This is a genomic window from Prevotella sp. (assembly GCF_036570325.1).
GTDB lineage: Bacteria > Bacteroidota > Bacteroidia > Bacteroidales > Bacteroidaceae > Prevotella.
The window spans coordinates 1-25,776 of record NZ_DATCYK010000127.1; the positions used below are offsets into that span (position 1 = coordinate 1).

Annotated in this window: 16 protein-coding genes, 2 tRNA genes and 1 other RNA gene; 10 read left to right on the forward strand and 9 right to left on the reverse strand. The window is 43.5% G+C overall.

Going from position 1 to position 25,776, the window contains the following annotated elements; genetic code table 11:
- The first annotated feature begins 614 nt into the window (after positions 1-614).
- Together VIR50_RS11105 and VIR50_RS11110 are read left to right on the forward strand one after the other, a co-directional pair.
- Positions 615-701, forward strand: a tRNA-Ser gene (locus VIR50_RS11105).
- Between the two features lie 37 nt (positions 702-738).
- Positions 739-813, forward strand: a tRNA-Glu gene (locus tag VIR50_RS11110).
- A gap of 73 nt (positions 814-886) precedes the next feature.
- On the opposite strand, the gene VIR50_RS11115 is transcribed toward VIR50_RS11110, so the two are convergent.
- Together VIR50_RS11115 and rnpB are read right to left on the reverse strand one after the other, a co-directional pair.
- Entirely contained in the window at positions 887-1,294 is a 408-nt protein-coding gene (locus VIR50_RS11115) for a YkvA family protein (RefSeq protein WP_331935184.1), read from the reverse strand.
- Positions 1,295-1,380: 86 nt separating this feature from the next.
- Positions 1,381-1,771, reverse strand: an RNA gene (gene rnpB / locus VIR50_RS11120) — RNase P RNA component class A.
- Between the two features lie 177 nt (positions 1,772-1,948).
- On the opposite strand from rnpB, the gene lon reads away from it, so the two are divergent.
- From lon to VIR50_RS11140, 4 genes are all read left to right on the forward strand, one after another.
- Positions 1,949-4,420, forward strand: a complete 2,472-nt coding sequence (lon, locus tag VIR50_RS11125) for an endopeptidase La (protein ID WP_331935185.1) — start codon at positions 1,949-1,951, stop codon at positions 4,418-4,420.
- Positions 4,417-5,544 carry a tRNA guanosine(34) transglycosylase Tgt gene (gene tgt / locus VIR50_RS11130; RefSeq protein ID WP_331935186.1) on the forward strand — a complete coding sequence of 376 codons (1,128 nt, stop codon included), beginning with the start codon at positions 4,417-4,419 and terminating at the stop codon, positions 5,542-5,544. Before lon ends, tgt begins: the two co-directional genes overlap by 4 nt.
- A gap of 10 nt (positions 5,545-5,554) precedes the next feature.
- Positions 5,555-6,829: an LptF/LptG family permease gene (locus VIR50_RS11135; protein ID WP_331935187.1), complete on the forward strand. Its 1,275-nt coding sequence runs from the start codon at positions 5,555-5,557 to the stop codon at positions 6,827-6,829.
- A 115-nt stretch (positions 6,830-6,944) separates the two neighbouring features.
- Positions 6,945-8,639 carry a DEAD/DEAH box helicase gene (locus VIR50_RS11140; RefSeq protein ID WP_331935188.1) on the forward strand — a complete coding sequence of 565 codons (1,695 nt, stop codon included), beginning with the start codon at positions 6,945-6,947 and terminating at the stop codon, positions 8,637-8,639.
- A 433-nt stretch (positions 8,640-9,072) separates the two neighbouring features.
- Here VIR50_RS11140 and VIR50_RS11145 read toward each other — a convergent pair whose 3' ends face one another.
- The 4 genes from VIR50_RS11145 to VIR50_RS11160 form a co-directional block, all read right to left on the reverse strand.
- Complete coding sequence (locus VIR50_RS11145; RefSeq protein WP_331935189.1) at positions 9,073-11,211, reverse strand: peptidylprolyl isomerase; 2,139 nt, start codon at positions 11,209-11,211, stop codon at positions 9,073-9,075.
- Between the two features lie 181 nt (positions 11,212-11,392).
- Positions 11,393-12,661 carry a hemolysin family protein gene (locus VIR50_RS11150; protein WP_331935266.1) on the reverse strand — a complete coding sequence of 423 codons (1,269 nt, stop codon included), beginning with the start codon at positions 12,659-12,661 and terminating at the stop codon, positions 11,393-11,395.
- An 8-nt stretch (positions 12,662-12,669) separates the two neighbouring features.
- Complete coding sequence (locus VIR50_RS11155; RefSeq protein WP_331935190.1) at positions 12,670-13,350, reverse strand: LPS export ABC transporter periplasmic protein LptC; 681 nt, start codon at positions 13,348-13,350, stop codon at positions 12,670-12,672.
- A gap of 23 nt (positions 13,351-13,373) precedes the next feature.
- Positions 13,374-14,660: a hypothetical protein gene (locus tag VIR50_RS11160; RefSeq protein ID WP_331935191.1), complete on the reverse strand. Its 1,287-nt coding sequence runs from the start codon at positions 14,658-14,660 to the stop codon at positions 13,374-13,376.
- 129 nt (positions 14,661-14,789) lie between these two features.
- On the opposite strand from VIR50_RS11160, the gene VIR50_RS11165 reads away from it, so the two are divergent.
- The 3 genes from VIR50_RS11165 to secA all read left to right on the forward strand — a co-directional run bounded on the left by VIR50_RS11165 (position 14,790) and on the right by secA (position 20,905).
- Complete coding sequence (locus tag VIR50_RS11165) at positions 14,790-16,007, forward strand: Lnb N-terminal periplasmic domain-containing protein (RefSeq protein WP_331935192.1); 1,218 nt, start codon at positions 14,790-14,792, stop codon at positions 16,005-16,007.
- A gap of 6 nt (positions 16,008-16,013) precedes the next feature.
- Positions 16,014-17,417 carry an alkaline phosphatase family protein gene (locus VIR50_RS11170; RefSeq protein WP_331935193.1) on the forward strand — a complete coding sequence of 468 codons (1,404 nt, stop codon included), beginning with the start codon at positions 16,014-16,016 and terminating at the stop codon, positions 17,415-17,417.
- Between the two features lie 131 nt (positions 17,418-17,548).
- Positions 17,549-20,905 (forward strand): preprotein translocase subunit SecA, encoded by a 3,357-nt coding sequence (secA, locus tag VIR50_RS11175; RefSeq protein ID WP_331935194.1) that lies wholly within the window; start codon positions 17,549-17,551, stop codon positions 20,903-20,905.
- A 332-nt stretch (positions 20,906-21,237) separates the two neighbouring features.
- Here the strand turns inward: secA and VIR50_RS11180 are convergent, their stop codons facing one another.
- The gene (locus VIR50_RS11180; RefSeq protein WP_331935195.1) at positions 21,238-21,903 is read right to left on the reverse strand and encodes a DnaJ domain-containing protein; all 666 of its coding nucleotides are present in this window, start codon (positions 21,901-21,903) and stop codon (positions 21,238-21,240) included.
- Between the two features lie 188 nt (positions 21,904-22,091).
- Here VIR50_RS11180 and VIR50_RS11185 point away from each other — a divergent pair, with 188 nt between their 5' ends.
- Complete coding sequence (locus VIR50_RS11185) at positions 22,092-22,817, forward strand: hypothetical protein (protein WP_331935196.1); 726 nt, start codon at positions 22,092-22,094, stop codon at positions 22,815-22,817.
- 139 nt (positions 22,818-22,956) lie between these two features.
- Here VIR50_RS11185 and VIR50_RS11190 read toward each other — a convergent pair whose 3' ends face one another.
- Both VIR50_RS11190 and VIR50_RS11195 read right to left on the reverse strand, forming a co-directional pair.
- Positions 22,957-23,193, reverse strand: coding sequence for a hypothetical protein (locus VIR50_RS11190; RefSeq protein WP_331935197.1), 237 nt, complete (start codon positions 23,191-23,193; stop codon positions 22,957-22,959).
- Between the two features lie 75 nt (positions 23,194-23,268).
- Positions 23,269-25,653: a TonB-dependent receptor domain-containing protein gene (locus VIR50_RS11195; protein ID WP_331935198.1), complete on the reverse strand. Its 2,385-nt coding sequence runs from the start codon at positions 25,651-25,653 to the stop codon at positions 23,269-23,271.
- Between the last annotated feature and the right edge of the window lie 123 nt (positions 25,654-25,776).

Genomic DNA, 25,776 nt, shown 5'->3' on the forward strand with positions numbered 1-25,776 from the left:
ACCTATTCTATAAAGGTCTGTTAAAGATTTCATCTTTCTCAAATTTTCAATTCCAACATACTATGGTTCACTTCTGCCAAACCACTTTTCACGCCATCTCATGCTTTTTAAATACAAAAAGAAAGCACAGCGGCATTGACCTCACAAAAGTACGTATAATTATCTATAAACCCAAATAGAAATAGGTAAAGCAAACATTTATCATCAAACTTTCATATAGAAAATCTCATCAACATTACGCTCTTCCCCTCTTCTCCTTACGCCCTCTACGCTTCACCACGGGCAAACCACTTACCCAAAGCTATGCTTTCATGCGATAAAAGCAGCCTTTTAACAACCCCCAAAGGCAGCTTTGACCGCATGAAAAAGCCACTTTCAAAAAGCCACCCACATCCTATTGATTATCAATATATTACACACCACCACCCATCAAAACAACTACGACCTTCCTACCTTCAAACTCTTTATAAACAGCCCCTGCGCACTAACAGCTTCACAACAGCCGTTCAAAAGTTTTATCAAAAAAATATACGAAATATTTTGCGGAATAAAAATAAACTACTACCTTTGCACCGCATTAGAAAATAATGCTCAGCTAAAACAAAAGCCTTAGAGGAAGGATGGGTGAGTGGCTGAAACCAGCAGTTTGCTAAACTGCCGTACGGGTTCCCGTACCGGGGGTTCGAATCCCCCTCCTTCCGCTGACAGATTGAAATATTTAGCAAAATATTATATAACGGTCGGTTCATCTAACGGTTAGGATACAAGATTCTCAATCTTGGCATATGAGTTCGATTCTCATACCGACTACCAATAAAAATGGATATATCAAACGATATATCCATTTTTTTATTTACATTCCCGATTCAACTTGTTCACATTCCACTCATACAGGGTCTTGCGTAGGATCGTCATCAAACAACTTGTCGGCAGCCAACAGCTCCTCCTCGTCGAACCACTGTTTAAGTTTGGCCTTCGATTTAGCCTTTACCTCATCCGACACTTGCCCCCATACTTTGCGCAACACATAAATAAGAACGGCTATGTCGTCAGCCAATCCGGCAATAGGTATCGCATCGGGAATCACGTCCATCGGACTGATTAAATATCCCAAGGCGCCAATGATAATGGCTTTATCCTTCATCGACACCCTATCACTCTCCAAAGTGTAATACAAAACCAAGGCCGCATAGACCAACTTAGCCCCCGAACGCTTGGCTATCTTCTGTATTTTCTCGACAAATCCCGCTTTTGTGAACTTGTCCTTGTAACTCATAAAATCAGGTAATTCCATCGTATTATGCTTTAATATTATAATTCTTCATGCTTAACACACCGCGAGAAAGCCCTTAAAAATTGTAATAGATTCAAATAAAAAAAGGAAATAGCACCTCTATAAGCCGGGTTCTGTCATCTTGCCTGCAAATAGTTAAACAGTCAAAACGGTCTACCATTTATCTAATCTACAAGTCACCTTGTAGCTCAAGCGTTCTACCCTCCGCAGCATTACGACCAAGCATAATATCGGACGAGCAGCCCTCATTCTGCGGTATACATGAACTTGCGACCTCCGGCAGGCACAGCACGCCGATCACCCGACGCCCGGTGGTCTCTTACTCCACCTTCTCACCCTTACCACTTGCGTGGCGGTTATTTTCTTCTACCTACACCTAATGTCACCATTAGCTTCCATTTTCAGAAGCGGAGTGCTCTTTGTCGCCCGGACTTTCCTCTCGCATACAAGTATGCCAGCGGCAGACCGAGGTACTATTTCCAACGGCAAAGTTAACAAAAACATTCTATGATGATACTATTTTCCACTCAAATAATCACACCTCTGTGTTTATTTAATACTAATTAAGGTGAATGGACTGCGCATTTTTGCACAAATATTATTTTTTATGTAACTTTGCAACGATATACGCAGTTATACATTGGTTAATAGAAAATGAGTAACAAAAACAATGCTACCATACAGATGATCGCCGATTTTGAGGGCGACATCACAAGTCTTTTTAATGAAGAGAAAGGTGGAGTGCTTCCGATTCTCGCAACAAGAAACATCGTTTTATTCCCGGGAGTGATGACTCCCATCCTTATAGGAAGAGAAGCAAGTTTAAATCTTTTAGAACATATAGGTCAACATCCTACCAATTTTGCGATTTTCTCGCAAAAAGATGAAAACGTAAACGCCCCAAAAGCCAAAGACCTTTATCCCGTCGGCGTATTTGCCCGCCTCATCAAGGTGATCGACATGCCCGGTGCCAACCATCAGGTAACGGCCATCGTGCAGGGTTTGGGCCGATGCGAGCTTGAATCTATCGTAGAAGACCAGCCTTTCTTGGTAGGCAACGTATTGCCCATTCCCGAGGAAGACGTGGCCATGAACAATAAGATTTGCAGGGCTGCCTACAAAGATTTATTGGCCTCAACCCGCCAGTTTATCACTGATAATGAGGAAATTCCCAACGAATTGCAATACTCCTTGGACAGTATTTCGCAGAACCTGATCAAGGTAAACTACATTTGCTGCAACTTACCTTTCGCCGTAAAGGATAAGTTCAACATGCTGAAGCAGAATACTATCTTGGAACGTATCTACGAAGCGCTCAAGGCGCTCCATCGCGAACAGCAGTATGTAGAGATTAAGAAAGACATACGCTCGAAGACCCGGGAGGACCTTGACGAACAGCAAAGGGAGTATTTCCTTCAGCAACAAATCAAGAACATCAAGGAAGAGTTGGGCAACGGCAATGGCACTACCGAGAAAATAGAACTCGAAGAAAAAGCCAAGGGCAAGAAATGGCCCGAGGATATAGAGCAGATTTTCCGTAAGGAACTTGACAAGCTCGACCTTTTCAACCCACAAAGCCCCGAATACAGCACACAAGTCAACTATCTTCAAAATCTTGTGAGCCTGCCTTGGGGCGTATATTCCAAAGACGATTTGAGTCTCAAGAGAGCCAAACACATATTGGACCACGACCATTACGGCATGGAAAAGGTGAAAGACCGTATTTTGGAATACATCGCCGTACTGAGCTTGAGAGGTGACCTCAAGTCGCCAATCATTTGCCTTTATGGCCCTCCGGGCGTGGGTAAAACCAGCTTGGGTAAAAGTATTGCCGAGGCACTGAAGCGCAAGTACGTACGCATATCCTTGGGTGGTCTGCACGACGAGTCCGAAATAAGAGGCCATCGCCGTACCTATATCGGTGCCATGCCGGGTCGAATCATCAAAAGTGTTCAGAAAGCGGGAACAAGTAACCCGGTCTTTATTCTCGACGAAATAGACAAGGTAACGCAAAACACCATCAACGGCGACCCTTCATCGGCCTTGCTTGAGGTGCTCGACCCTGAACAGAATAACGCTTTCCATGACAATTTCCTCGATGTGGACTACGACCTTTCCAAGGTACTTTTCATCGCCACGGCCAATGATTTGGGTAACATTCCCCGCCCACTCCTCGACCGTATGGAGATTATCGAGGTCAGCGGATACATCACGGAAGAGAAATTGGAGATAGCCAAGCGCCATCTGCTGCCGAAAGAAATCAAGAATACGGGCCTCGACAAGGAGACCGAAAAGGTGAAGTTCACCAAACCTGCGCTCGAAAAAATCATTGAGCAATACACACGTGAAAGCGGTGTGCGCCAATTGGAGAAGCAAATCAACAAGGCACTGCGCAAACTCGCCTTCCTGAAACAAATGAATGGTGAGCTGAAAACGTCAACCATCACCCCCACGGAGCTTGAAACCTTATTAGGTAATCCTCCTTTCTATCGCGACATTTATCAAGGCAACGACTATGCAGGCGTTGTTACCGGATTGGCATGGACCAGCGTTGGTGGTGAAATACTGTTCATCGAAACAAGTTTAAGCAAAGGCAAAGCCGGAAAGCTGACCCTGACCGGAAACTTGGGCGACGTGATGAAAGAAAGCGCAGTCATCGCATTGGAATACGTAAAAGCCCACGTCGATACACTCGGCATAGACTATCGGATATTTGATAATTGGAATATTCATATCCATGTTCCTGAAGGTGCCACGCCCAAAGACGGGCCTTCGGCCGGTATCACAATCGCCACGAGCATAGCCTCGGCGCTAACCCAGCGTAAAGTTCGCAAGAACACGGCCATGACCGGCGAAATAACACTCCGTGGAAAGGTATTGCCCGTGGGCGGTATCAAGGAGAAAATACTCGCTGCCAAACGAGCCGGCATTACCGATATTGTCATGTGCAAGGACAATAAAAAGGACGTAGACGAAATTCCGGAGCCCTATCGCAAGGGCGTGGAGTTCCACTACGTAGAAAACGTACAAGACGTATGGAACTTCGCCTTGACGAATGAGACTGTTAAATCTCCCGTTAACTTCACGATTCAAGACGACAAAAAAGAGAAAGAGGAACAGAAATGAAATTTGAGCTTCAGCACACAGATACAGCCAGTGACGCAAGAGCCGGCGTCATCACAACGGACCATGGGCAAATCAAAACTCCGATTTTCATGCCCGTGGGCACATGTGGCACCGTGAAAGGTGTACACTTCAGTGAGTTACGCCAACAAGTAAATGCTCAGATTATTTTAGGAAACACCTATCACTTGTACCTGCGTCCGGGACTTGAAGTCCTAAAGACAGCAGGTGGCCTCCATCGTTTTAATAGCTGGGATCGCCCTATATTGACCGACAGTGGTGGTTTTCAGGTATTTTCTTTATCAGGTATCAGAAAGCTGAAAGAGGAAGGTTGCGAATTCAGGTCACATATCGACGGGTCCAAACATTTCTTTACACCCGAGAATGTGATGGATACGGAACGCATCATCGGTGCCGACATCATGATGGCTTTCGATGAATGTCCTCCCGGCCAGAGTGATTATAACTACGCCAAGAACAGCTTGAAACTGACGCAACGCTGGCTGGACCGTTGCATCAAACGCTGTAATGAGACAGAACCTTTGTATGGCTATCAGCAAAGTCTTTTCCCCATAGTGCAAGGATGTACCTATAAGGACTTACGACAAGAAGCCGCCAAATTTGTGGCAGACAAGGGAGCCGACGGCAACGCCATCGGTGGATTGGCCGTAGGTGAGCCTACTGAGGTGATGTATGAAATGATCGAGGTGGTCAATGAGATTCTGCCTAAAGACAAACCGCGCTATCTCATGGGAGTAGGAACTCCTCAGAACATATTGGAAGCCATCGAACGAGGTGTTGACATGTTCGACTGTGTCATGCCGACGCGCAATGGTCGCAATGCCATGTTGTTTACTTATAACGGCACTATGAACATGCGCAATAAGAAATGGGAAATGGATTTCTCCCCCATTGACCCTGACGGATGTGACATAGACAAGATACACACCAAGGCATATCTGCACCACCTTTTCAAGGCACAAGAGTACTTAGCCTTGCAGATAGCCAGCATTCATAATCTGGCTTTCTACTTGCGATTGGTTACGGACGCACGGCAGCACATCATAGACGGCGATTTCGTACAATGGAAATCATCGATTATAGACCAATTAGGCCAACGAATATAATTGGATTGCAATGAAAACATTCCACCGTATCAGGAAATACCATAGGTTCTATAGGGTAATGCGCTATTTTGCGCAGCACCCCGCATGGCTTCATCAGCTGATAAGTTTTCTCTATCAGCACACCTCATGGCTCAGGCAACTGCTGGAATGGATGGGACCAAAGTTGAGATGGACCAAATACTTAAATCCATTTCATTACATTAAAAAGATTGACTGGTATATCATCAAGAAGTTCATCGGAACCTATATCTATTCCATTCTTCTGATTATCAGTATCTCCATAGTCTTCGACGTCAATGAGAACTTGGCAAAGTTCACACAATATCACGCTCCCCTACGCGCCATTGTCGTGGATTATTACATGAATTTCATTCCATACTTTGCCAATCTGTTCAGCCCATTGTTTGTTTTCATTGCGGTCATTTTCTTTACATCCAAACTGGCCGGCAACTCCGAAATCATTTCAATGCTTGCCGCAGGAATCTCTTTCAAGCGGCTCATGCGCCCCTACATGATTTCATGTATATTCATATCAGTGCTGTCTTTCTTCCTCAGCGCATTCATTATTCCCCACGGAACGGTGATTCGCCAAAACTTTGAGTCCATGTACAAGAATAAGAAGAAGGACACATCAGCCGACAATGTTCTGCTGCAAGTAGCAAAGGGAACCATCGCCAGCATACAGCACTACGACAACAACATGAAAAAGGGATATGGATTTTCGCTGGTTAAGTTTGAAGATAAGAAGCTGGTGAGCCACATGACTGCCATGGAAATTCAATATGACACCATCGCGGACTCAAAATTTCATTGGAAAGCCAGCAATTGGAAAATCAGGGAATTAAAGGGATTGAGAGAACATATCACCTCCGGCTCTACGAAAGATACCCTCATCATGATGGAACCCACGGACTTGGTATATTCCAAAGGGCAGCAGGAAACCTTCACAAGTCCGGAACTGAGCGACTATATCTCCAAACAAATAGACAGAGGTTCGGGCCATGTGGTGCAATATCAGGTAGAATACCATAAACGAATAGCGTCCAGCTTTGCCTCGTTTATCTTGACCATCATCGGCTTATCGCTGTCTTCCAAGAAAAGAAAAGGAGGGATGGGATTGTACTTGGGCATAGGCTTGGCATTGAGTTTTATTTATATCATGCTGCAAACAGTCTCTGCCACATTTGCCATCAACGCAGGTGCACCGCCGATGTTGGCCGCATGGGTGCCCAATTTCATCTTTGCCATTGTAGCATACTTCTGCTATCGGCAAGCGCCAAATTAGAATTTTAGTGCCAATAGGCACACCTTATATTAATTATATCTACTATCATTGTAGAACATCAATCAAAACGTAGGGACCTGAACATACAGATTCCCGAATAAAAAAGTAAAAAGATATGTATTTTGACGAATTAGATTTAAATGACAATGTGCTTGACGCACTTTATGATATGCAATTCGATACTTGCACACCGGTGCAAGAAAACTGTATTCCTGAAATCCTTAAAGGCAGAGACGTGCTGGGAGTGGCCCAAACGGGAACCGGAAAAACCGCTGCTTACCTGCTGCCAATCCTAAGCAAACTTGATGATGGCAATTACCCCAAAGACGCCATCAACTGCGTCATCATGAGCCCCACACGCGAGTTGGCACAACAGATAGACCAAGCCATGCAGGGCTTTGGCTATTATTTAAATGGTGTAAGCAGCGTAGCTGTGTATGGAGGAAACGACGGCAACAGATATGATCAGGAATTGAAGAGCCTGCAATTGGGCGCTGACGTAGTCATTGCGACACCCGGAAGATTCATTTCACACATGAGCCTTGGCAATGTTGACATGAGCAAGGTTTCATTCTTTGTGTTAGACGAAGCCGATAGAATGCTTGACATGGGCTTTTCTGACGACATCATGAAAATAGCTTCAAAGCTGCCCAAAACCTGCCAGACCATCATGTTCTCCGCAACAATGCCGCCAAAAATAGAAGAATTGGCCAAAACTCTTTTAAAAGACCCCGTGGAAATTAAGCTCGCTGTCAGCAAACCGGCAGAGAAAATCCAGCAGAAAGGCTATGTCTGCTACGAAACTCAAAAGTTGGGTATCATTAAAGACATCTTCAAAAAAGATGATATGAAACGTGTCATCATCTTTTGCGGCAGCAAATTGAAAGTGAAACAAGTCAATGGTGCGCTGCAAAAGAAAAATATTAATTGCGGAGAAATGCACTCCGACCTTGATCAGGCACAACGCGATGACATCATGTTCAAATTTAAAAGCGGACAGTTGGATGTTCTTGTTGCTACGGATATAGTTGCCCGAGGTATAGACATAGATGATATTTCCATGGTAATCAACTATGATGTACCCCACGATGCGGAAGACTATGTACATAGAATCGGCCGTACGGCGCGGGCAGACCGTGATGGTATTGCCATTACGCTCATCAGTGATAACGACATGTTCTATTTCCAACAAATAGAAAAATTCCTTGATAAGGAAGTTGAAAAGGTTACCTTACCCGAAGACCTTGGCGAAGGACCTGCATATATCCCTGCAGGAAAACCGAAAAAATCGGGTAACGCCAAGCAGCGTCGTAGAAAAGACCGCGACCAAACAGCTCATAAACGCAAGCCTAAGAATACAGACAGACCCAAAACCGCTACATCTGAAGAAAAGAGAACTTCGACTGATAAACCACGGCAGGAGCGCCCTTCGGACAACAGACCTGCGCAGCGTAAGCATAATTCTAATCATAACGCAAATAGGTCACAGCAAAATCCGGAGCAGCAGGATGGCGTACAAAATGCAAATAGAGGCAGGAATCGTAACAGAAACAGAAAGAACTATGCTCATAATGTAGATGAAAACAGCATCGGCAATAAGAAGCAAAATGATAAAAATTCCATGCCGGCTCAGGAAGGGCAAGCCAAGAATGCACAACGTAATGGTGGGAACAATAGAAAACGGCACAATAACAAGCCTCGGGTAGAAAGCTCACGCATAGCCCCACAAGCCGTAAATAGCCCTAAAAGCAGCAATGCAGAAAGTGGAATCAAGAAGTTCTTCAAACGTATTTTAGGCTTTAAGAAATAAAACGCCTACTCTGTAAAGTGGCATTTTTTAAACAAGAAGGATGAAATTACTTATTCATGGTAATTTCATCCTTCTTGTTTGTAGCCGATAATAGTATTTGCTAAACACCCCAAACATGCCACATGTATTCCGTAAAGCGTGAAGTCATTCAAGGAAATGAAACTCACTAAACGTCCTAAGCATGGCACATGGTTTATAGCCCACACAAGACGCTTAAATGATGATGGCCTTACAAGGCTGTCATTCATGCCCTATCAGCCTCTCATAGGCCCCTTTCAACCTCCTAATAGGCCAGCTTTTAAAACTTATTTCTACAGCCTTTATATAGCCTATTGCTGAGAGAGACAGTAGTTTTTCAACAAGGGTAAAATAAAAATCCTCAAATGTTATATGACAACATTTGAGGATTTCTATATAAAAACTAAACTATTTCTTAGAAGAACAGATAGCGATTATCGATAACTCCAGCGTTGATGAAAAGCTCGTTCATGAAGTTGCTGGCATATTGGCCATATCTTTGACGAAGTTTTTGCTCTTCATTATCTTCATACTTACCCGGACGCATCTTCTTATTTGTAACTTGGAAAAGATAGATACCGGCATTACCCTTTACGGCATTCTTAGAGAAACGGCCCTTAGCTGTAGCAGAAACAGCACCCGACAATGCAGGCTCGCTGGCTCCGGTAACTGATATAAATGCAGGCGCAGCAAAAGTAATCTGCTCTACATCGGCTATCTTACCACCTTTAGCCTTTGCCGCTGCGATACTTGAAACACCCTTCAACTGAGTCAGCAGCATTTCTGCTTTCTTATCTTTCATAACTTCAGCTTTCACCATATCTCTTACTTGCGGATCACTCAACGTGCGATAGCCGACGGGATGAATCTTGTCGAGCACAGCAACCAATAAATGATCGTTGTCACCACACTCATACATCGGAGAAACATCACCTTCCTTGGCCTCAAACAGCCATTTCAAGGCCTCACGAGTGCTATGAATGTTAGCCAAGTAATGAACGGCTGTTGTCACATCATTAGCTTCCTGAACGCTATAGCCACTCTTCGCCGCATTCTTCAAGATGTCCGCACCTGACTGATTGGCACTAACAAAAGAGCTGAACTTATTATAGGCTGCGCTATAAGTGTCTTTAGAGAATTCTATCGTCTTCTTTATAACTGCCGCAGTGTACTTGCTAACCATGCCTCTACGGTCTAAGACCTGAACAATTACATTACCTTGACCCATCTGCAAATTCTTGGTTTCATTCACAGCCATGGAATTCACCGTAACGATATAGTTCTTACTATCCTTATCCAAAGAGGGTGTGTTTTGGTATTGGCTGGTAGTCAACCATGCCTTCTCACCGGTTTGCCCATACTTCTTGGCCAAAGCCTCAAAATCAGCTCCGTTCTGTAAAGCTGTATAAATAGAATCCGCGGTTTTATGAGCCGCATCAATTGTAGCGCCAGCCACCTGAATCTGACGATATTGCACTGAATCAGGCAACTGCTGTTTAGCAACTAACTTAATAATATTAAGTGTATTATCCTGCTTGCTTTCAACGGGTCCCCATACTTGACCTACAGACATAGAGTCTATACGGTTTGCAATATCAGAGGGGAAAGCTGTTTTCAATACGGGAATACCAAGATAACTAACCAAAGAAGTGCTCTTACGAATAACCTCGGCAGGGTCAGCCGCAGCGGCTAATTCTTTGCTGTAATCAGCAAATTGCTTCTGAAGAGCCTGACGGTCTGTAGTAGAAGGCAGAACCTGAATATCAACATACTTGACATCACGACTCTCAACATACTGCTGGAAACGAGACTTCAATTCGTTATATTTTGCCTTCAAATCAGATTCAGCAATCTTTACCTTTGAATCATCAATTGAAGAATAAGGGAAAGAAGCTAACTGAATTTGGCTTTCTTCATGCGAATCCTTGAAAGCCATTTTTGCCTCTAAAGGATTTGAAAGCAAACAATGTGCAAAAAGAGCTTGGAATTTCTGTCCCAAAACTTGCTGACGCAGCGTCTTCTCTATAAATGACCAATATTTATAAATAGGCTCATATTGCTGGGCAAGCTGGGGATTTGTTCCCTTCTGTGCCTTATAATCAGCTAAGAACTTTTGCAATGAAGAAACATCAAAACGACCTGTTTGACGATTAACAAAAGGTGTCTGCATCAACATTGGGTTTGAACCTTCTTTCAAAATATTCTGTAACTCCGCATTTGTTACTGTCAAACCCAAAGCATTTGCTTCTTTTTCTAAGATTTTAGTTTGAACATAAGTATTCCAAACCACATCCTTTACTTGGTTAAGCTGTTCCTCGTTCAAGCTTTGAGTCCCCTGCTGCATCTTGACAACTTCAGTATACTCATCTACCATTTTTTGAAAATCTTGAACGCTGATTTTCTCACCTAACACTTCTCCCACTTGCTGACGCCTATCATTTTGAGTAGCTTCGCAAGAACGGAATGCCTCTTCGGCAATAAATGCAAATAGACCAAAACCGATTATTAAAATCAGAATTGGACCTCTGCCTCTAATTTTTCCTAATGCTGCCATTGTTTTTAAACTTTATTTTTATATTTCTATTTTTTCATGTTTAGCTGTAGTTGAAAAAGTAGCAACGCCCCTATCAGGCCCTACTATCTTTATACAAATTGCGTACAAAAATAATAATAAAAATGCAAATAGCGCAATAATTGATAAAAAAACGCATGCAACAAGGCTTTTGCCCATCTGATTACAATACTATCAGCTTTACCAATTCTATTTTTGTATGCGTATTCTTTAAAATCTTAAACTGATATTGACCAAATGTAACGACTTCATTCAACTTCGGGAAACTCTGAAACACATGCAGTATCAATCCACCGACCGTTTTGTATTCATCGCTTTCGGGCAAATTCAAATCAAACATTTCATTGACTTTATCTATTTCCAAACGAGCCGAAAGAATATACTCTCGCTCTCCTATTTTCCGAGCCACGTATTTAGAACTGTCATGCTCGTCTTCAATATCACCAAAAATTTCTTCAACAATATCCTCTAAAGCGATTATACCACTTGTTCCTCCAAACTCATCTACGACAACACCCAACGACTTTTTCTGTTGCAAAAAGATTTGCATCATCTTGTGAGCGGACATGGTTTCCGGCACAAATGGAACCTGCCGAATGCCACTATGCCAGTCTGTAGGGCCCTTAAACATCTCTGAAGAATGGATATAACCTATTATATGATCTATATCTTCATCATATACAATAATCTTTGAATGACCACTCTCTACAAACTTTTGCATCAACTCTTCTTGTGAGCATTCAGAATCTACGGCATTGATCTCTGTTCGAGGAACCATGCAATCCCGTACTTTTGTTTCCGAAAAATCAAGCGCATTCTGGAAAATCTTAACCTCTTCCCCTATCTGTTCATCGTCTTTCGCACTATCTATACTTGATTGGAGCAGATAATCCAAATCCACTTTGGAGAACTCTTCGCTATCTTCTTCACTAACAACCTTTATCCCTACCACTTTTAATAATAACTTGGATAAGGTCGATGCAAACCTACTGATAGGCCAAAGGATTATATAAAAGATAAAAGCCGGCAACGCGAAGATTGACAACAAACGGTTCGGATTACTTTTAAAAAGGGTTTTAGGGAGAAATTCGCCCGTAAATAGGACGATGAATGTTGATAAAATAGTATCGGCCGGTACTGTAAAAGCAGGCTCAAACCCACTGAAAATAGTAGAGTCAAACAAGCGGGCTATCAAGATTCCATAAATAACCAAGACGATGTTATTACCCACCAACATCGTAGAGACGAAGTCATTAGGATGATGATAAAACAACTCTATGATTTTACGAGACAAACGTCCCTCCTCTTTTCCCATTTCTGCCAACATCCTATTACTCGAGACATAGGCTATCTCCATGCCCGAGAAAAAAGCAGAAAGGGCCATCACGATGATGATACTAACAATTAAAGAAATGTCTATTTGTTCCAAAATTAATACGATTAGTGCATCAAAGGAATTGATGTGTTTTTACGTTGTGGCTGTGCTTGCTGACGCTGAGCCTTTTGTATGGAATCAACAGCAGCCTTTGCAGAATCAGAAGAATCATCTCCCTTACTTCCATCAAAGTCAGTACGCTCAAACGAACCTTTACTATTAGAAACGAAATACTTTGTCATTTTCTCATCACTTCGGAAATAACTGCCTTGAAGCGTCCGTTCCGGAGTTACCAAACGTGAAAATGTATGAGAGTATAGTTCATGCGCGGCCTCATCCCAATATAACTGTTCGCTGGAGAAGCGAAGGCCGTCTTTTGTCAATATACGCACCCTACTACGCAATTCCCACAACTTCAATTGGTCATAATAGAACGCCGTATCACATTGAATATAAGACTGGACATGGAATTTCTCATCAAACTGCTCAAGAAACAAGCCTTTATTAAATATCCACCGAGAGGGTTTCCTAATCTGATTAACCTCCCATTCCTCGGTCACAATTCGATATTTAATAACTCCGGAATCCGAAATCAATGTATTCACGCCATAACTTGTCATGACCGCAACGGAATCTCGGTCATGAATAGCAGGCGCTGTATGCTCTTTCTGCTCATTACAAGAAACAAGAACATACAACAATACAAGGAATAAATATCTAACTTTTATCTTCAATTTACAAGTCATTTAATCCTTGAAAATACATTCTATTATTCTACTTTCCACTTAGCAAACCAACGTTCGTTAAATGTAAAGCCTATATTAACACGAAAAGTATTCTCCGTAATCAACCCTTTAGCCGCCTGATGAACCCACTGCGCACTTATATTCAATTGCGAACGATTGTTCCAACTGTTAGTGATGGGAAAGCCGAAACCTATGCTGGCACTCAACTCTTTAGGGCCATCCTGACCATTAACTTTATAATATGGAGTCGCATAAGAAACGCCAGCACGATAGTGAACACGCTTTAAATAACTGCGACTACGGACAGAAGGACACCAATCTCCTCCTATTGTAAACTTCTGACGATCCATATACTGACCATCAATCAAGGTGTACTTAGAATCCGAAGAATAGAGCGGCATTTTAAGACTGCTCCACTTCTGCAAATTATAATCAACGCCTATACGCCAAGAATCCTTATGTACCCACATGAAACCTGCGCCAAAGCTATGCGGCAACTCCAAACCATTACTGATCGTACTCTTAGCAGTATCAGCCTTCTGCGTCAAAGAGTTGGTTGAAATAACATCACTATGTAAATCCGCTCCCAATTTATGTCCCAAGCTATAAACGGCTCCGAGGGTCAACATGTCATTCTTTCCGGCGGGCAAGGTGTATTGAGCACCAACATCCAACTTAAAATTATTGACGGAAACGGAATAATATTTTGAAATAGAATTTACGGTTGTTTCACTATACGTATTGGTCAATGACCGTGAAATACTTCCCCATAAATAAGAAATATTGGCACCGATGGAGAATCTATTAAAAGGCATCCATCCCATACCGAGATAAACTTGATGCAATCCTCCCGAGCCTTTATAAGTATTCTGATACACGGCAGTAGTACTACCACCGACATTCTTTGTCAATGAATAGTTATAACCTACATTTGAAAAAGGAAGAACACCAAAGCTAACACCCAAATGACGGGCAGCCCTGAAACCAGCCACAGCATATTCAAAGTCTGCGTTCTTAGCATTCTTCTTTACATTTCCTTCCTTAAAATTCGTGATTTGACCAGATACTCCTGCATCAAAAATAAAAGTAAGCGAATCTAATTGAGAATATGAAGCAGGATTTAAATAATTCACCTGATTGTGCTCATAGAATCCAAGGCCTAAGCCATTCATTCCTCGATTGAAACTTCCCGACTGATCACCCAGTATTCCTAAACCATAACGGCTGTAAGGAGAATTCGTTCCACTCTGTGCAGTTGCTGTTGTAGCCACCAATCCAAGAAACGCTACACTCAGTAATATCTTTTTCATATCAAATTTGTTCGCTATACTTTTATCAGTACTTTTCCGAAAAGTTTCTGATATATTATGGTTGCAAAATTATCAAAAAAAAAAGAATTAATTGCACGATAAGTGAGAAATTAAGGTTATTTTTGCATCATGAAACAATTTAGATGGCATTTAAGAATTACCATATTCTTTTTTTTAGTGTCTTTAACAAGTATTGCTAAAGCACAAGAGCCTATCCCCACTTCTGAATTATTTCATTCTGATTCCATTGATATAAGCCTTATAACCTGCGGTCCCGGCAAACAGATCTATAGCCTTTATGGACACACGGCCATACGTTTTAACAACAAGAAAACAAATGAAGATTTAGTCATTAATTATGGCATGTTTTCTTTTCGTCAGAAATATTTTATTCCACGCTTTGTTTTTGGTATCACCGATTATGAAATGGGAATCGTCCCTTTTTCTACTTTTATTGCCGAATATCTCTATGAAGGCCGATGGGTGAAAGAACAAATACTCGATATAAGTTATGAAGACAAGCTGGCTATAGAGAAAGCTCTTCGTCAAAACTACCTGCCCGAAAATCGTGTTTATAGGTATAATTACTTTTATGACAACTGTACCACCAGAGCGCGTAACATTCTATTAAGCAACCTGAGCGAAACAATTATCTTCCCCAAAGACAAACATATCAGGACTTCTTATAGGAAAGAAATTCACCGTTGGAATGACAACCATTTATGGGCACGCTGGGGCAACGACCTATTACTTGGCTTGAAAGCAGATGCGAGTATTGGTTTTCAAGAAAAACATTTCCTCCCTGACCAGCTACGACAAGACTTTGATAAAACTTATTTAATTGGTAAAGGTGGCTATAAGCACAAACTTATCAAAGAAACTCATTGGTTGATTTCACCACAAGACACCAATGCAATCCCTCAAACGAACGCTACAAGTTCTATATTTGATAATCCTTTACATATTATAATAGCCTTGTCTATTTTCTTTTTAATCATGTCCATTATTGAGATTATCAGACACAAATATACTGTTTTAGGCAAAATATGCGACAATTTGACATGGCTCACTTGTGGATTGGCCGGACTTATCCTTACAGCAATGGTCTTTAGTCGTCATCCTACAGTTAGCCTAAATCTTCAGATTCTGATACTTAACCCATTGATACTTGGGTTATTAGTACCCTCTTTGCAAAGAAATCGCAACTTCATTATACTGATTCTTCTATGCCTCATCTTAGGAGTTGCAGGCTCATTCATTCAAGATTACGCCAGTGGAATTACCCTATTGGCACTTATTTTGACAGTTAGAATAACGCTTCTTATAAAAAAGAAACCATATAATTAAAAGCTTTTGAATAGATATTTAGCCTTCCTTATAGCCGCACTGACGACAGCGGAAATGCAAGCATTCCAGTTAGCGCCCCGGCTCGTGGTAAACATCACGATAGACCAGTTGCGCTCTGACTATATGGAAGCATTCTCTCCCCTGTTCACTCCCAATGGTTTCAAGAAGCTCATAGAAGAAGGTAAAGTCTACGAAACGGCTTCTTATCCATTTACTCCCGTAGATCTTGCCTCCGCTGTTGCCACCATCGCAACGGGCACCACACCTTTTTATCATGGTATTATCTCAACAAATTGGCTCGATCGCAATACCCTTCGACCTTCTTTTTGTGTTGCCGACAATCAATATGGATATGCCCCCAACAAACTGAAAACGTCTACCATTGGCGATGAAATGAAAGTTTCATCCCGTGGAGCAAGTATCGTTTACGGTATTGCCGCTAATCCGGAAGCCGCCATTTTGTCAGCGGGACACGCAGCCAATAATGCCATTTGGATAGACAGTAGAAGCAACCGATGGAAAAACTCAGCTTTCTATGCTTCTCCAACGGATAAATGGTTCAACAGCATATCCGGCAAATTAGCCCGCAGCAAATTCGATTCTTCCCCAAATGAGGCTCTCGCCGACATGGCCATAACTACCATCAAGGCTGCTGCCATGGGAGCTGACGAAGTTACCGACTTGCTTAATCTCACATTATCTGCCTCCAATCCTACGGGCAAGCCCGTATTAAATTGGCAAACAGAGATGGAGAGTGTCTATATGCAATTGGACCGGACGCTCGGTAAACTGGTAAATGACATCGAGCGGCAGGTAGGCAAAGAGCGCGTACTCTTTGTACTGACAAGCACGGGACGTGATGAAGAAGGCAACGAATATAGCAATTACAAAGTCCCCACAGGCACGTTTTACATTAATAGAACGTCCAAATTGCTTAATGTATATCTAAGCGCTATCTACGGCCAAGGGCAATATATAAGTGCTTATCACTCCAATCAGATTTACCTTAACCATAAAATCATAGAGCAGAAAAAGCTCTCCCTACATGATATTTTAAACAGTTGTCAAGAGCTCCTTATCCAAAATGCGGGAGTGGCAGACGTATATACACTCGAACGTTTGCTTGCTGACAACGGCAGTTTGCGTAATATCAGAAATGGTTTCAACCCGACAAACAGCGGCGACATTATCATAGAAGTGGCCCCGGGATGGAAGTTATACAACGAAGATACACAAGAATCTACCAACAGCAGCTTTGCTTTTATTCCCTTTCCCGTCATTTTCTACGGAAACGGAATCAAACATGAGAATATCCTTACACCAATTACAGTAGATCACATTGCACCTACTATTGCCAAATCCATAAGGATACGAGCACCCAACGCTTGCTCAAAATCACCTCTTTTCTAAAGAACGCCCCCGCTATACCTATATATTATATATGATATAGCAGGCATTAGCCTATATGGCAAAAAGCTTTACAAAATATTTTTTGTAAATTTGCGCCATCTTAATGAATATAAATCAATAAATATAAACGAATGAATTTCAACAAATTTCTCAAATCACTATTCGGTGATAAATCCTCACGTGATATGAAGTTGATTCAACCTATCGTAGAGAAGGTTAAAGCAGCATATCCTGAGATCCAAGCTCTTAGCAATGACGAACTGCGTGCTAAGACCAAAGAAATCCAGCAGTATGTTCAATCTGCTGCCCAAGAACAAAAACAAAAGATTGAAGAACTGAAATCACAAATCGAGGATCTTCCCATCGACAAGCGTGAAGATGTCTTTAATGAGATAGACAAGCTCGAGCAAGAAGCGTTAGAAAAATACGAAGAAGCCCTGACCGAAGTGCTTCCTACAGCCTTTAGCATTGTAAAGGATACGGCCCGTCGTTTTGCCGAAAATGAGGAAACAATCGTTACGGCTACTGATTTCGACCGCGAATTGGCCGCTAATCCCGCCAATGACTTCATCACTATTGACGGCGACAAAGCTCTTTACCATAACCATTGGACTGCCGGAGGCAACGATCTCAAATGGGAAATGGTCCATTATGACGTCCAATTGTTTGGTGGTACCGTACTCCATCAAGGTAAGATTGCCGAAATGGCAACCGGTGAAGGTAAGACGCTCGTTGCTACCCTCCCCGTTTTCCTCAATGCGTTGACCGGTAACGGTGTTCATGTGGTAACCGTCAACGACTATCTCGCCAAGCGTGACTCCGAATGGATGGGACCTCTTTACATGTTCAACGGCCTTTCTGTTGACTGTATCGACAAGCACCGTCCCAATTCTGATGAGCGTCGCAAGGCGTATATGGCCGATATTACATTTGGTACCAACAATGAATTTGGTTTCGATTACCTGCGTGACAACATGGCCAACAGCCCCGCCGATTTGGTACAACGCAAACATAATTACGCCATTGTGGATGAGGTCGACTCCGTACTTATTGACGACGCCCGTACACCATTGATTATATCAGGTCCTATCCCCAAAGGTGATGACCAAATGTTTGAGCAGTACCAACCGCTTGTAGAAAGACTTTATGAGGTACAGCGCAAACAAGCCACCGAACTTTTAGCCGACGCCAAGCAGAAAATAACTGCCGCTCAAAACGAATCAGATAAGAATAAAGCAAACCAACTCAACGAGGAAGGCTTCCTCGCCCTTTATCGTTCTTATAAAGCCCTGCCCAAAAATAAGCCTCTCATCAAGTACCTTTCTGAAGAAGGTATCAAGGCCGGCATGCTCAAGACGGAAGAATTCTACATGCAGAATAACAACCGTGAAATGCCCAAAGCCGTAGAGCCGTTGTATTTTGTGGTAGACGAAAAGCTCAACTCTGCCGACCTTACCGATAAGGGTGGCGCTTGGTTGGCCCAGCAAACCGGCAATCCCGACTTGTTTGTATTGCCCGATATTACCTCGCAATTGTCTCAACTTGAAGCTCATAAGGATCAAAACGAAGAGGAATATCTCAATAAGAAAGATGAACTTCTTAGCTTCTATGGCATTCAGAGTGAGCGTGTTCACACTCTGCAGCAATTGCTCAAAGCCTACACCATGTTCAATAAAGACGACGAATACGTTGTCATGGACGGCGAAGTCAAGATTGTTGACGAGCAAACCGGCCGTATCATGGAAGGCAGACGCTGGAGCGACGGTCTTCATCAGGCTATCGAAGCCAAGGAACATGTAAAGGTTGAAGCCGCTACCCAGACTTTTGCCACTATCACGTTGCAAAACTATTTCCGTATGTACCATAAGTTATCGGGTATGACGGGTACGGCTTCTACCGAGGCAGGTGAGTTTTGGGACATCTACAAACTCGACGTTGTAGAAATTCCTACCAACCGTCCCATACAACGAAAAGACTTGGATGACCGTGTTTACAAGACAGCCCGTGAGAAATATAACGCAGTTATTGACGAGATTATCGCCATGCGTGAAAGCGGACGTCCTTGCCTTGTAGGTACTACTTCCGTTGAAATATCAGAGCTTCTTTCTAAGATGTTGCAGATGCGTCGCATCCCACATCAGGTCCTCAATGCCAAACTTCACCAAAAAGAAGCCGACATCGTGGCCTTGGCCGGTCAGAGTACCAATGGCCTCGGAGCCGTAACCATCGCTACCAACATGGCCGGTCGTGGTACCGACATCAAACTCTCTGACGAAGTAAAGGCTGCGGGTGGTTTGGCCATCATCGGTACCGAACGCCACGAGAGCCGTCGCGTTGACCGCCAGTTGCGTGGTCGTGCCGGACGTCAGGGCGACCCCGGTTCTTCTGTTTTCTACGTTTCGTTGGAAGATAAGCTCATGCGCTTGTTTGGTAGTGAGCGTATCGCACACGTCATGGACCGTCTTGGCTTTGAAGATGGTGAGCGTATCGAAAGCCCCATGATCAGCAACAGCATTGAGCGTGCCCAAAAGAAGGTGGAAGAAAACAACTTTGGTATTCGTAAACACCTGCTCGAGTACGACGATGTCATGAACAAGCAGCGTACCGTAATCTACGAGAAACGTCGCCATGCCTTGATGGGTGAGCGTATCGGCATGGATATTACCAACGTTATTTGGGATCGGGTTTCCAACATTATCGAGCAAAACGATTATGAGGGAATGAAAGAGGCGTTTATCAAAGTGCTGGCCATGGAATGCCCATTTACCGAAAATGAGGTAATCACCGGTAACCGTGAGGATATGGAAGAGCGTGCCTTCCAACTTGCGATGGAGAATTTCAAGCGCAAGACCGAACGCATCCAAACGGTAGCCTACCCCGTTATCAAGCAAGTAGAGGAAAACCAAGGCGCTATGTTTGAGCGCATATTGGTGCCCATTACGGATGGTAAGCGCACCTATCAGATACCTTGCAACCTCAAGGAAGCCTACGAATCAGAAGGCAAGACGGTCGTAAAGGAATTTGAAAAGCAAATCATGCTCCATATCATTGATGATAACTGGAAGGAGAACTTACGCCAGCTCGACGAGCTCCGCCACTCTGTTCAGAACGCCAGCTATGAGCAAAAGGACCCGCTGCTTATCTTCAAGCTCGAGAGTGTGAAGCTTTGGGACGGTATGATCAACGATATGAACAACCGTATTTGCAGCGTTCTGATGCGTGGCCAGATACCTGAGCTACAGCAAGAGGTTCACGAAGCCGCTCCCGAATTGCCCCATCAGCAGCAGAACTATGTAGAGCAGAAGGACAATATTGAGGAAATGCAAGCCCGTGAAGCACAACGTAGAGCCGCCACACAAGACACCCGTGAAGGTGCACAGCAGGTCAACCACGTGCCTTATCACGCCGAGAGAATGCCTCGCCCTAACGATCCTTGCCCCTGCGGTTCAGGCAAAAAGTTCAAGAATTGTCATGGTCGCAACATCTAATACGACCACTTGCTCCTGATAGCCCCGTGACTATCAGGAGCAGATAATTCACATAGTCCTATTAAATAAAAGAGATTTGCTATCATTTCTTCTCACAAATAAGTGAAAGAAGTGGTAGCAAATCTCTTTTTTTCAGCAAATTACAAAACATTTACAATTGTGTGCCCACACAACCGTTTTAAGCAAAAAATATTAATGAAATGTTTTGTTTATAAAAAAAGAATACGTATATTTGCAATCGTTATCCTGAAAACAATCTTTTTACCTTAAAGAAACTAATACCTATTGAAGATTTGGAGCGGTTGCCTGTGAAGGCCATCGCTTTTTTGTTTTTATAAAACTTGACGAATAAGATCGCGTTGATATTCGTTAAGTCCGGTAGGTAATACTACATTATAGGTGATAATCAAATCACCCAAAGTCCCATTTCCACGGTCATTGCCCTTACCTCTCAAACGCACCTTCGTACCGTTTTGCGTTTCAGGTTTTACCTTTAAGCGTACTTTCTGCGCGTTATCCAATTGTATAACAACCTCACCACCTAACAACGCTGTCTTCAAATCAAGGTCCACGGTCATTGTCTTTGCAGCCGTGGTCGTAGTCTTGGTACGACGCGAACTGCCACGACCTGACCCGAACAAGTCTTGGAAGAAGCTCGAAAAACCTCCACCCGAACCAAATGAAGAGAAGTCAAATCCGTCAAAGGGAGCGCCTTGACCTCCACCCCAATTATAACTTCCGCCTTGGCCACCGGCCCCATTAAACATATCGGCCTCACGCCATCGTTCGCCATACTGGTCATACTTCTTGCGTTTCTCCGGGTCCGATAACACATCGTAAGCCTCGTTTAAAGCCTGAAACTTAGCCTTGGCTTTCGCGTCGTTAGGATGCAAATCGGGGTGAAACTGCTTCGCCCTCTTGCGATAGGCGCCTCTAATATCCTTTTGAGGAATATCCTTATCCACACCCAAAATCTTATAATAATCTATAAATGCCATAATCTTTTCCTCTTTATTATATATGTATTATTTTCTAAAACCTTTTGCAGCAAAAAGCATGCCTATCATTCTTTCAGCCCTATAAGTTAAAAATAACAAACAAAAGAGCCAATCAGGAAATAAAACTCTTATATTTGCGACGTTTTAAATACAAAGACATTTATTATTAGTTTAAACTTAAGAAAGTTATGAAAAAAATCGTGTTATTCGCCGCAGCCATTGCTGCTATTTCGTTCACAAGCTGTGGTAACAAGACCAACGCTAATCAATCAACCGGCGACTCCGACAGCATTACCGTTGTAGACAGCGCTTCTGTTGCGCAAGCTATCGACGCCTTGGCCGACCCTTCGCTTAAAAGCGCAGCCCAGCAGTTGACAAGCGAGGTTACAAAAAACCTTGAAAGCAACGATCCCAATGCCCTTGCTTCTACCTTGGCAGCCCTTCAGCTTAAGTACCAAGAGCTCGTTAACAGCGGTAAATTGGAAGAAGCCAAGAAGTATGGCGCAGCCATCAAGAACTTCATAAAGGAAAATCAAGAGAAGATTAAGCAGCTTACCAACGGTAATGCTACCGTAAATACGCTCGTAAATGGTATCATCAACCTGCCTACTTCAGCCGAGGCTACCATTGAGCAAGCCAAAGCAGCCGTTACGGGTGACCTCTCTAAATTGGTAACAGCAGGCTCAGCCGCTGCCGCAGCCATCAAAAATATGCCCGGAGCTGCCAAAGACGCAGCCGCAAATGCAGCCAACGCAGCCGCTAAGAACGCCGAAGACGCAGCCAAGGCTAAGGTAAACGAAGAAGCTAACAAGGCACAGAACAAGGCCAATGAAGCCATCAACAAGGCTTCAGAAAAAGCTACTCAAAAGGTTAACGACGCTGCCAAGAATGCTATCAAAGGCTTAGGTCTTTAAACAAAGCACCTGATTTAAATAGCGATCAGATAAAACATAAAGAAAAGGAAACCATCATTGGTTTCCTTTTCTTTTTATACTGCCAAGCCATCCACGGCTCTATTTCCAATTCATCTTGGCTTTCTTATCGCCCCGACGCTCACTTCTTTTTCCTCAAAAGGAGCAATATCACCAATATAGCTATAAGTGTTACGTTGGCTATCAGCAGTCCTCCCAATATATTTACTTGGCCTAAAGCCCCCTGCCGCAGCACTTCCACCGAGCCGGTCTTCAATAAATTGATACTGTTCTTAGCTTGTTCCCAATAATAAAAATCAGTCATCATCAGTCCATGAAAGGCCACCAAGATGATAACTTTCAACCAGCGGTTTGTCATCGTTGTTATATTACTTTAATATTATGAGCTACAAAAGTACAAAATAAAGCACAAACAGCCCTATCTTTCCACGCTTTACAAACGATTTAACTCCTCTATCGGCGCATGATTAGACTTTAGTTTGAAGCTACCTAAGCTGTAAGCGGCCTTAAACATCACCTGTCGGGTTTCGCCATGTCCCCATGTAAAGAGATTGAGCGTGCCTTTTTGACCATAGTTATCCCAACGCTCGGTATGGAAAATATCCGTCATCAGCAACGATAATCTTAACTTATCCTTCAGGAACGCACGGCTGAAACCCACGTCCATATTGCCATGCGACTTTACCACCTCGTAGCTTCCACCCTGCCGTTTGGAGTAATAACGGGCCGAAAGTTCCATCCGTACCTTCCCCGGAAGGCTAATATCATTATTGACCGACAAGGTAAGCGACGGCCGACGATAGCGCTCATGAAACGTCTCATAGTCCAAGTTATTGGTAAAATGATAAAGGCCTACATTGGAACTTACATCCCACCAAGGCAACACCCTACCCGAATAAACCATTTCCAAGCCCCATTGGCGCTGGTCTCCCACGTTCTTCGTGGTCATCACAGCCTTTCCCTCGCCATATACATCGGTCAATCCTACGAAGTAATCGCTCAAATGATTGTAAAACAGATTTACCGAGAACGCTCTCCATGAGAAGCCCAACAGCCATTTATCGCTTGTTTGTGGCACCAAAAAAGGATTGCCTTTCCAATACGTAAGCTCATCTAACAGATACTCAAAAGGATTCAAGTCCTCGTATCTGGGCTTGTCTTGCCGCCTGCCATATTGGGCCGACAACTTCGTCTGCTCACCCAATTGCCACGCCAAGGAGAGGTTGGGGAAAAACCTGATTCTATTGATACGATTTATCTCAGACTCCTTTTTATACGACAGAAGTTCACCTTTGGTGCGCATATACTCCAATCGTCCACCGCCGCTCAACTGCCATTGGCCCAAGTTAAAGGTACACTGCAGATAACCGTCAACATTGGTTTCACGGTAGTCAAAGCTATTAGAACGCGACTCATCGAGCTGCCCATTCTTCTTAAAAATAAAATTATTATTGCTCTCTATGGCCGAGGTCTTCAGGCCGGCCAGCACTTCTCCCTTGGGCCACCCATGCCGATAGTCAGCCTTCAGCGAGTAAATATCAATGTCCTTACGTGGCTCGGAGTAATAATTATCCGTGTAAAGAGGAACCGACTGCGCCGTAAAATAACGGTTGGGCTGGTCACACCGCGAGTGGCCCGTGAACTTTATATAATCCAATGCCACCGCCAACGACTGCCGGGAAGACGGCATAAACTCATAGCTCAACCCACCGCCATAGCGTGGATTATGCTGTTTTACATAGTCGTTCTTGGCCAAGAGAATCTTATCTAACGTCCCACCCTTGTCAAATATCTTTGTAGTCGTTTCGGTAATGCCGGGCCCCGCCAACAGATTAAAGGAGGTATTGAGTGACAGTTTGTGGCGCTTACCGGGTTGCCAAACCACATCCATGCTCGCCGCATAGGTGTTGCGCATGTCCTCATCGTCCGTATAAGAGATATTCTTGATACCGTCTTGTATCTTATCTGTGCCGTAATTCATGGCGTAATGGCCCAGCGCATGGTTGTAATTCAGGCCCAATTGCCACTGTCCCGACTGATAAGACAGGCCCACGTCGGACGTGGTTCGGAGGTTATCCCAATAGGCAACACCATGCGATGTGGCCAATGAAAACCCGTGCATATCGTTCGATTTCAACACGATATTGATGATTCCACCCGCTCCGTCGGCGTCATAACGGGCGTCGGGCAGGGCCGATGCCTCTACCCGGGCTATCCTTGCCGACGACAAGGAGCGCAGATAGGCGGCCAACTCCTCGCCTTGCATGCGTATTCTTTTGCCGTTCACATAAAGCGCCGTGCCGCCTAAGGCCGATAAGGCGATGTCGCCCTGCCGGCTCACGGATATGCCCGGAGAATGGCGCAGCACTTCTAATGCGTTGCCCAAGTCTGTCAAATACGATTTTGCCACGTCTATTTGGAGCTTTCCACCATCCATTTTAGCCAAGGGGCGGCGGTGCTTTGCCGTTACGATAACTTCCTTCAAATCAGAAGCTACGGGCCTCATCATCATGTCAGCCAACTGCTTGTCGGCGCTAACTTCTACCCTTTGGCGCCCATCGGCATAGCCTAAATAGCGAGCATAGACCACGTATGTACCGACATTGGGCCTAAAGGAAAATTTACCTTGCTCATCGGTGATAGATGTTTCCACCAAAACGCTGTCCTTCTCGGCCAACAACATGACGACGGCAGCTTCCAAAGGCTGATGGTTTTCGTCGAGAACGCGACCGCTTAAACGGACTTGTGCCGTGGCAACAAGCGTTCCGACAACTAAAAAAAGCACCAAAAATAAATACTTATTTGATAGATGGTTCATAAAGAAATAAAGGTTATAACCGTGGTTAATTAATGCGTTTACAAAGTTAATACTTTATTTTAAATTAGCCAATATTGTCCGTTTTTTTTACCAAAGTAAAACTTTAACACACCTATATCCACC

Bases quoted from the DNA above. Each gene is read 5' to 3' on its own strand.
- VIR50_RS11115 (WP_331935184.1), bottom strand. From the start codon at position 1,294: ATGGAATTACCTGATTTTATGAGTTACAAGGACAAGTTCACAAAAGCG.
- lon (WP_331935185.1), top strand. From the start codon at position 1,949: ATGAGTAACAAAAACAATGCTACCATACAGATGATCGCCGATTTTGAG.
- tgt (WP_331935186.1), top strand. From the start codon at position 4,417: ATGAAATTTGAGCTTCAGCACACAGATACAGCCAGTGACGCAAGAGCC.
- VIR50_RS11135 (WP_331935187.1), top strand. From the start codon at position 5,555: ATGAAAACATTCCACCGTATCAGGAAATACCATAGGTTCTATAGGGTA.
- VIR50_RS11140 (WP_331935188.1), top strand. From the start codon at position 6,945: ATGTATTTTGACGAATTAGATTTAAATGACAATGTGCTTGACGCACTT.
- VIR50_RS11145 (WP_331935189.1), bottom strand. From the start codon at position 11,211: ATGGCAGCATTAGGAAAAATTAGAGGCAGAGGTCCAATTCTGATTTTA.
- VIR50_RS11155 (WP_331935190.1), bottom strand. From the start codon at position 13,350: ATGACTTGTAAATTGAAGATAAAAGTTAGATATTTATTCCTTGTATTG.
- VIR50_RS11160 (WP_331935191.1), bottom strand. From the start codon at position 14,660: ATGAAAAAGATATTACTGAGTGTAGCGTTTCTTGGATTGGTGGCTACA.
- VIR50_RS11165 (WP_331935192.1), top strand. From the start codon at position 14,790: ATGAAACAATTTAGATGGCATTTAAGAATTACCATATTCTTTTTTTTA.
- secA (WP_331935194.1), top strand. From the start codon at position 17,549: ATGAATTTCAACAAATTTCTCAAATCACTATTCGGTGATAAATCCTCA.
- VIR50_RS11180 (WP_331935195.1), bottom strand. From the start codon at position 21,903: ATGGCATTTATAGATTATTATAAGATTTTGGGTGTGGATAAGGATATT.
- VIR50_RS11185 (WP_331935196.1), top strand. From the start codon at position 22,092: ATGAAAAAAATCGTGTTATTCGCCGCAGCCATTGCTGCTATTTCGTTC.
- VIR50_RS11190 (WP_331935197.1), bottom strand. From the start codon at position 23,193: ATGACAAACCGCTGGTTGAAAGTTATCATCTTGGTGGCCTTTCATGGA.
- VIR50_RS11195 (WP_331935198.1), bottom strand. From the start codon at position 25,653: ATGAACCATCTATCAAATAAGTATTTATTTTTGGTGCTTTTTTTAGTT.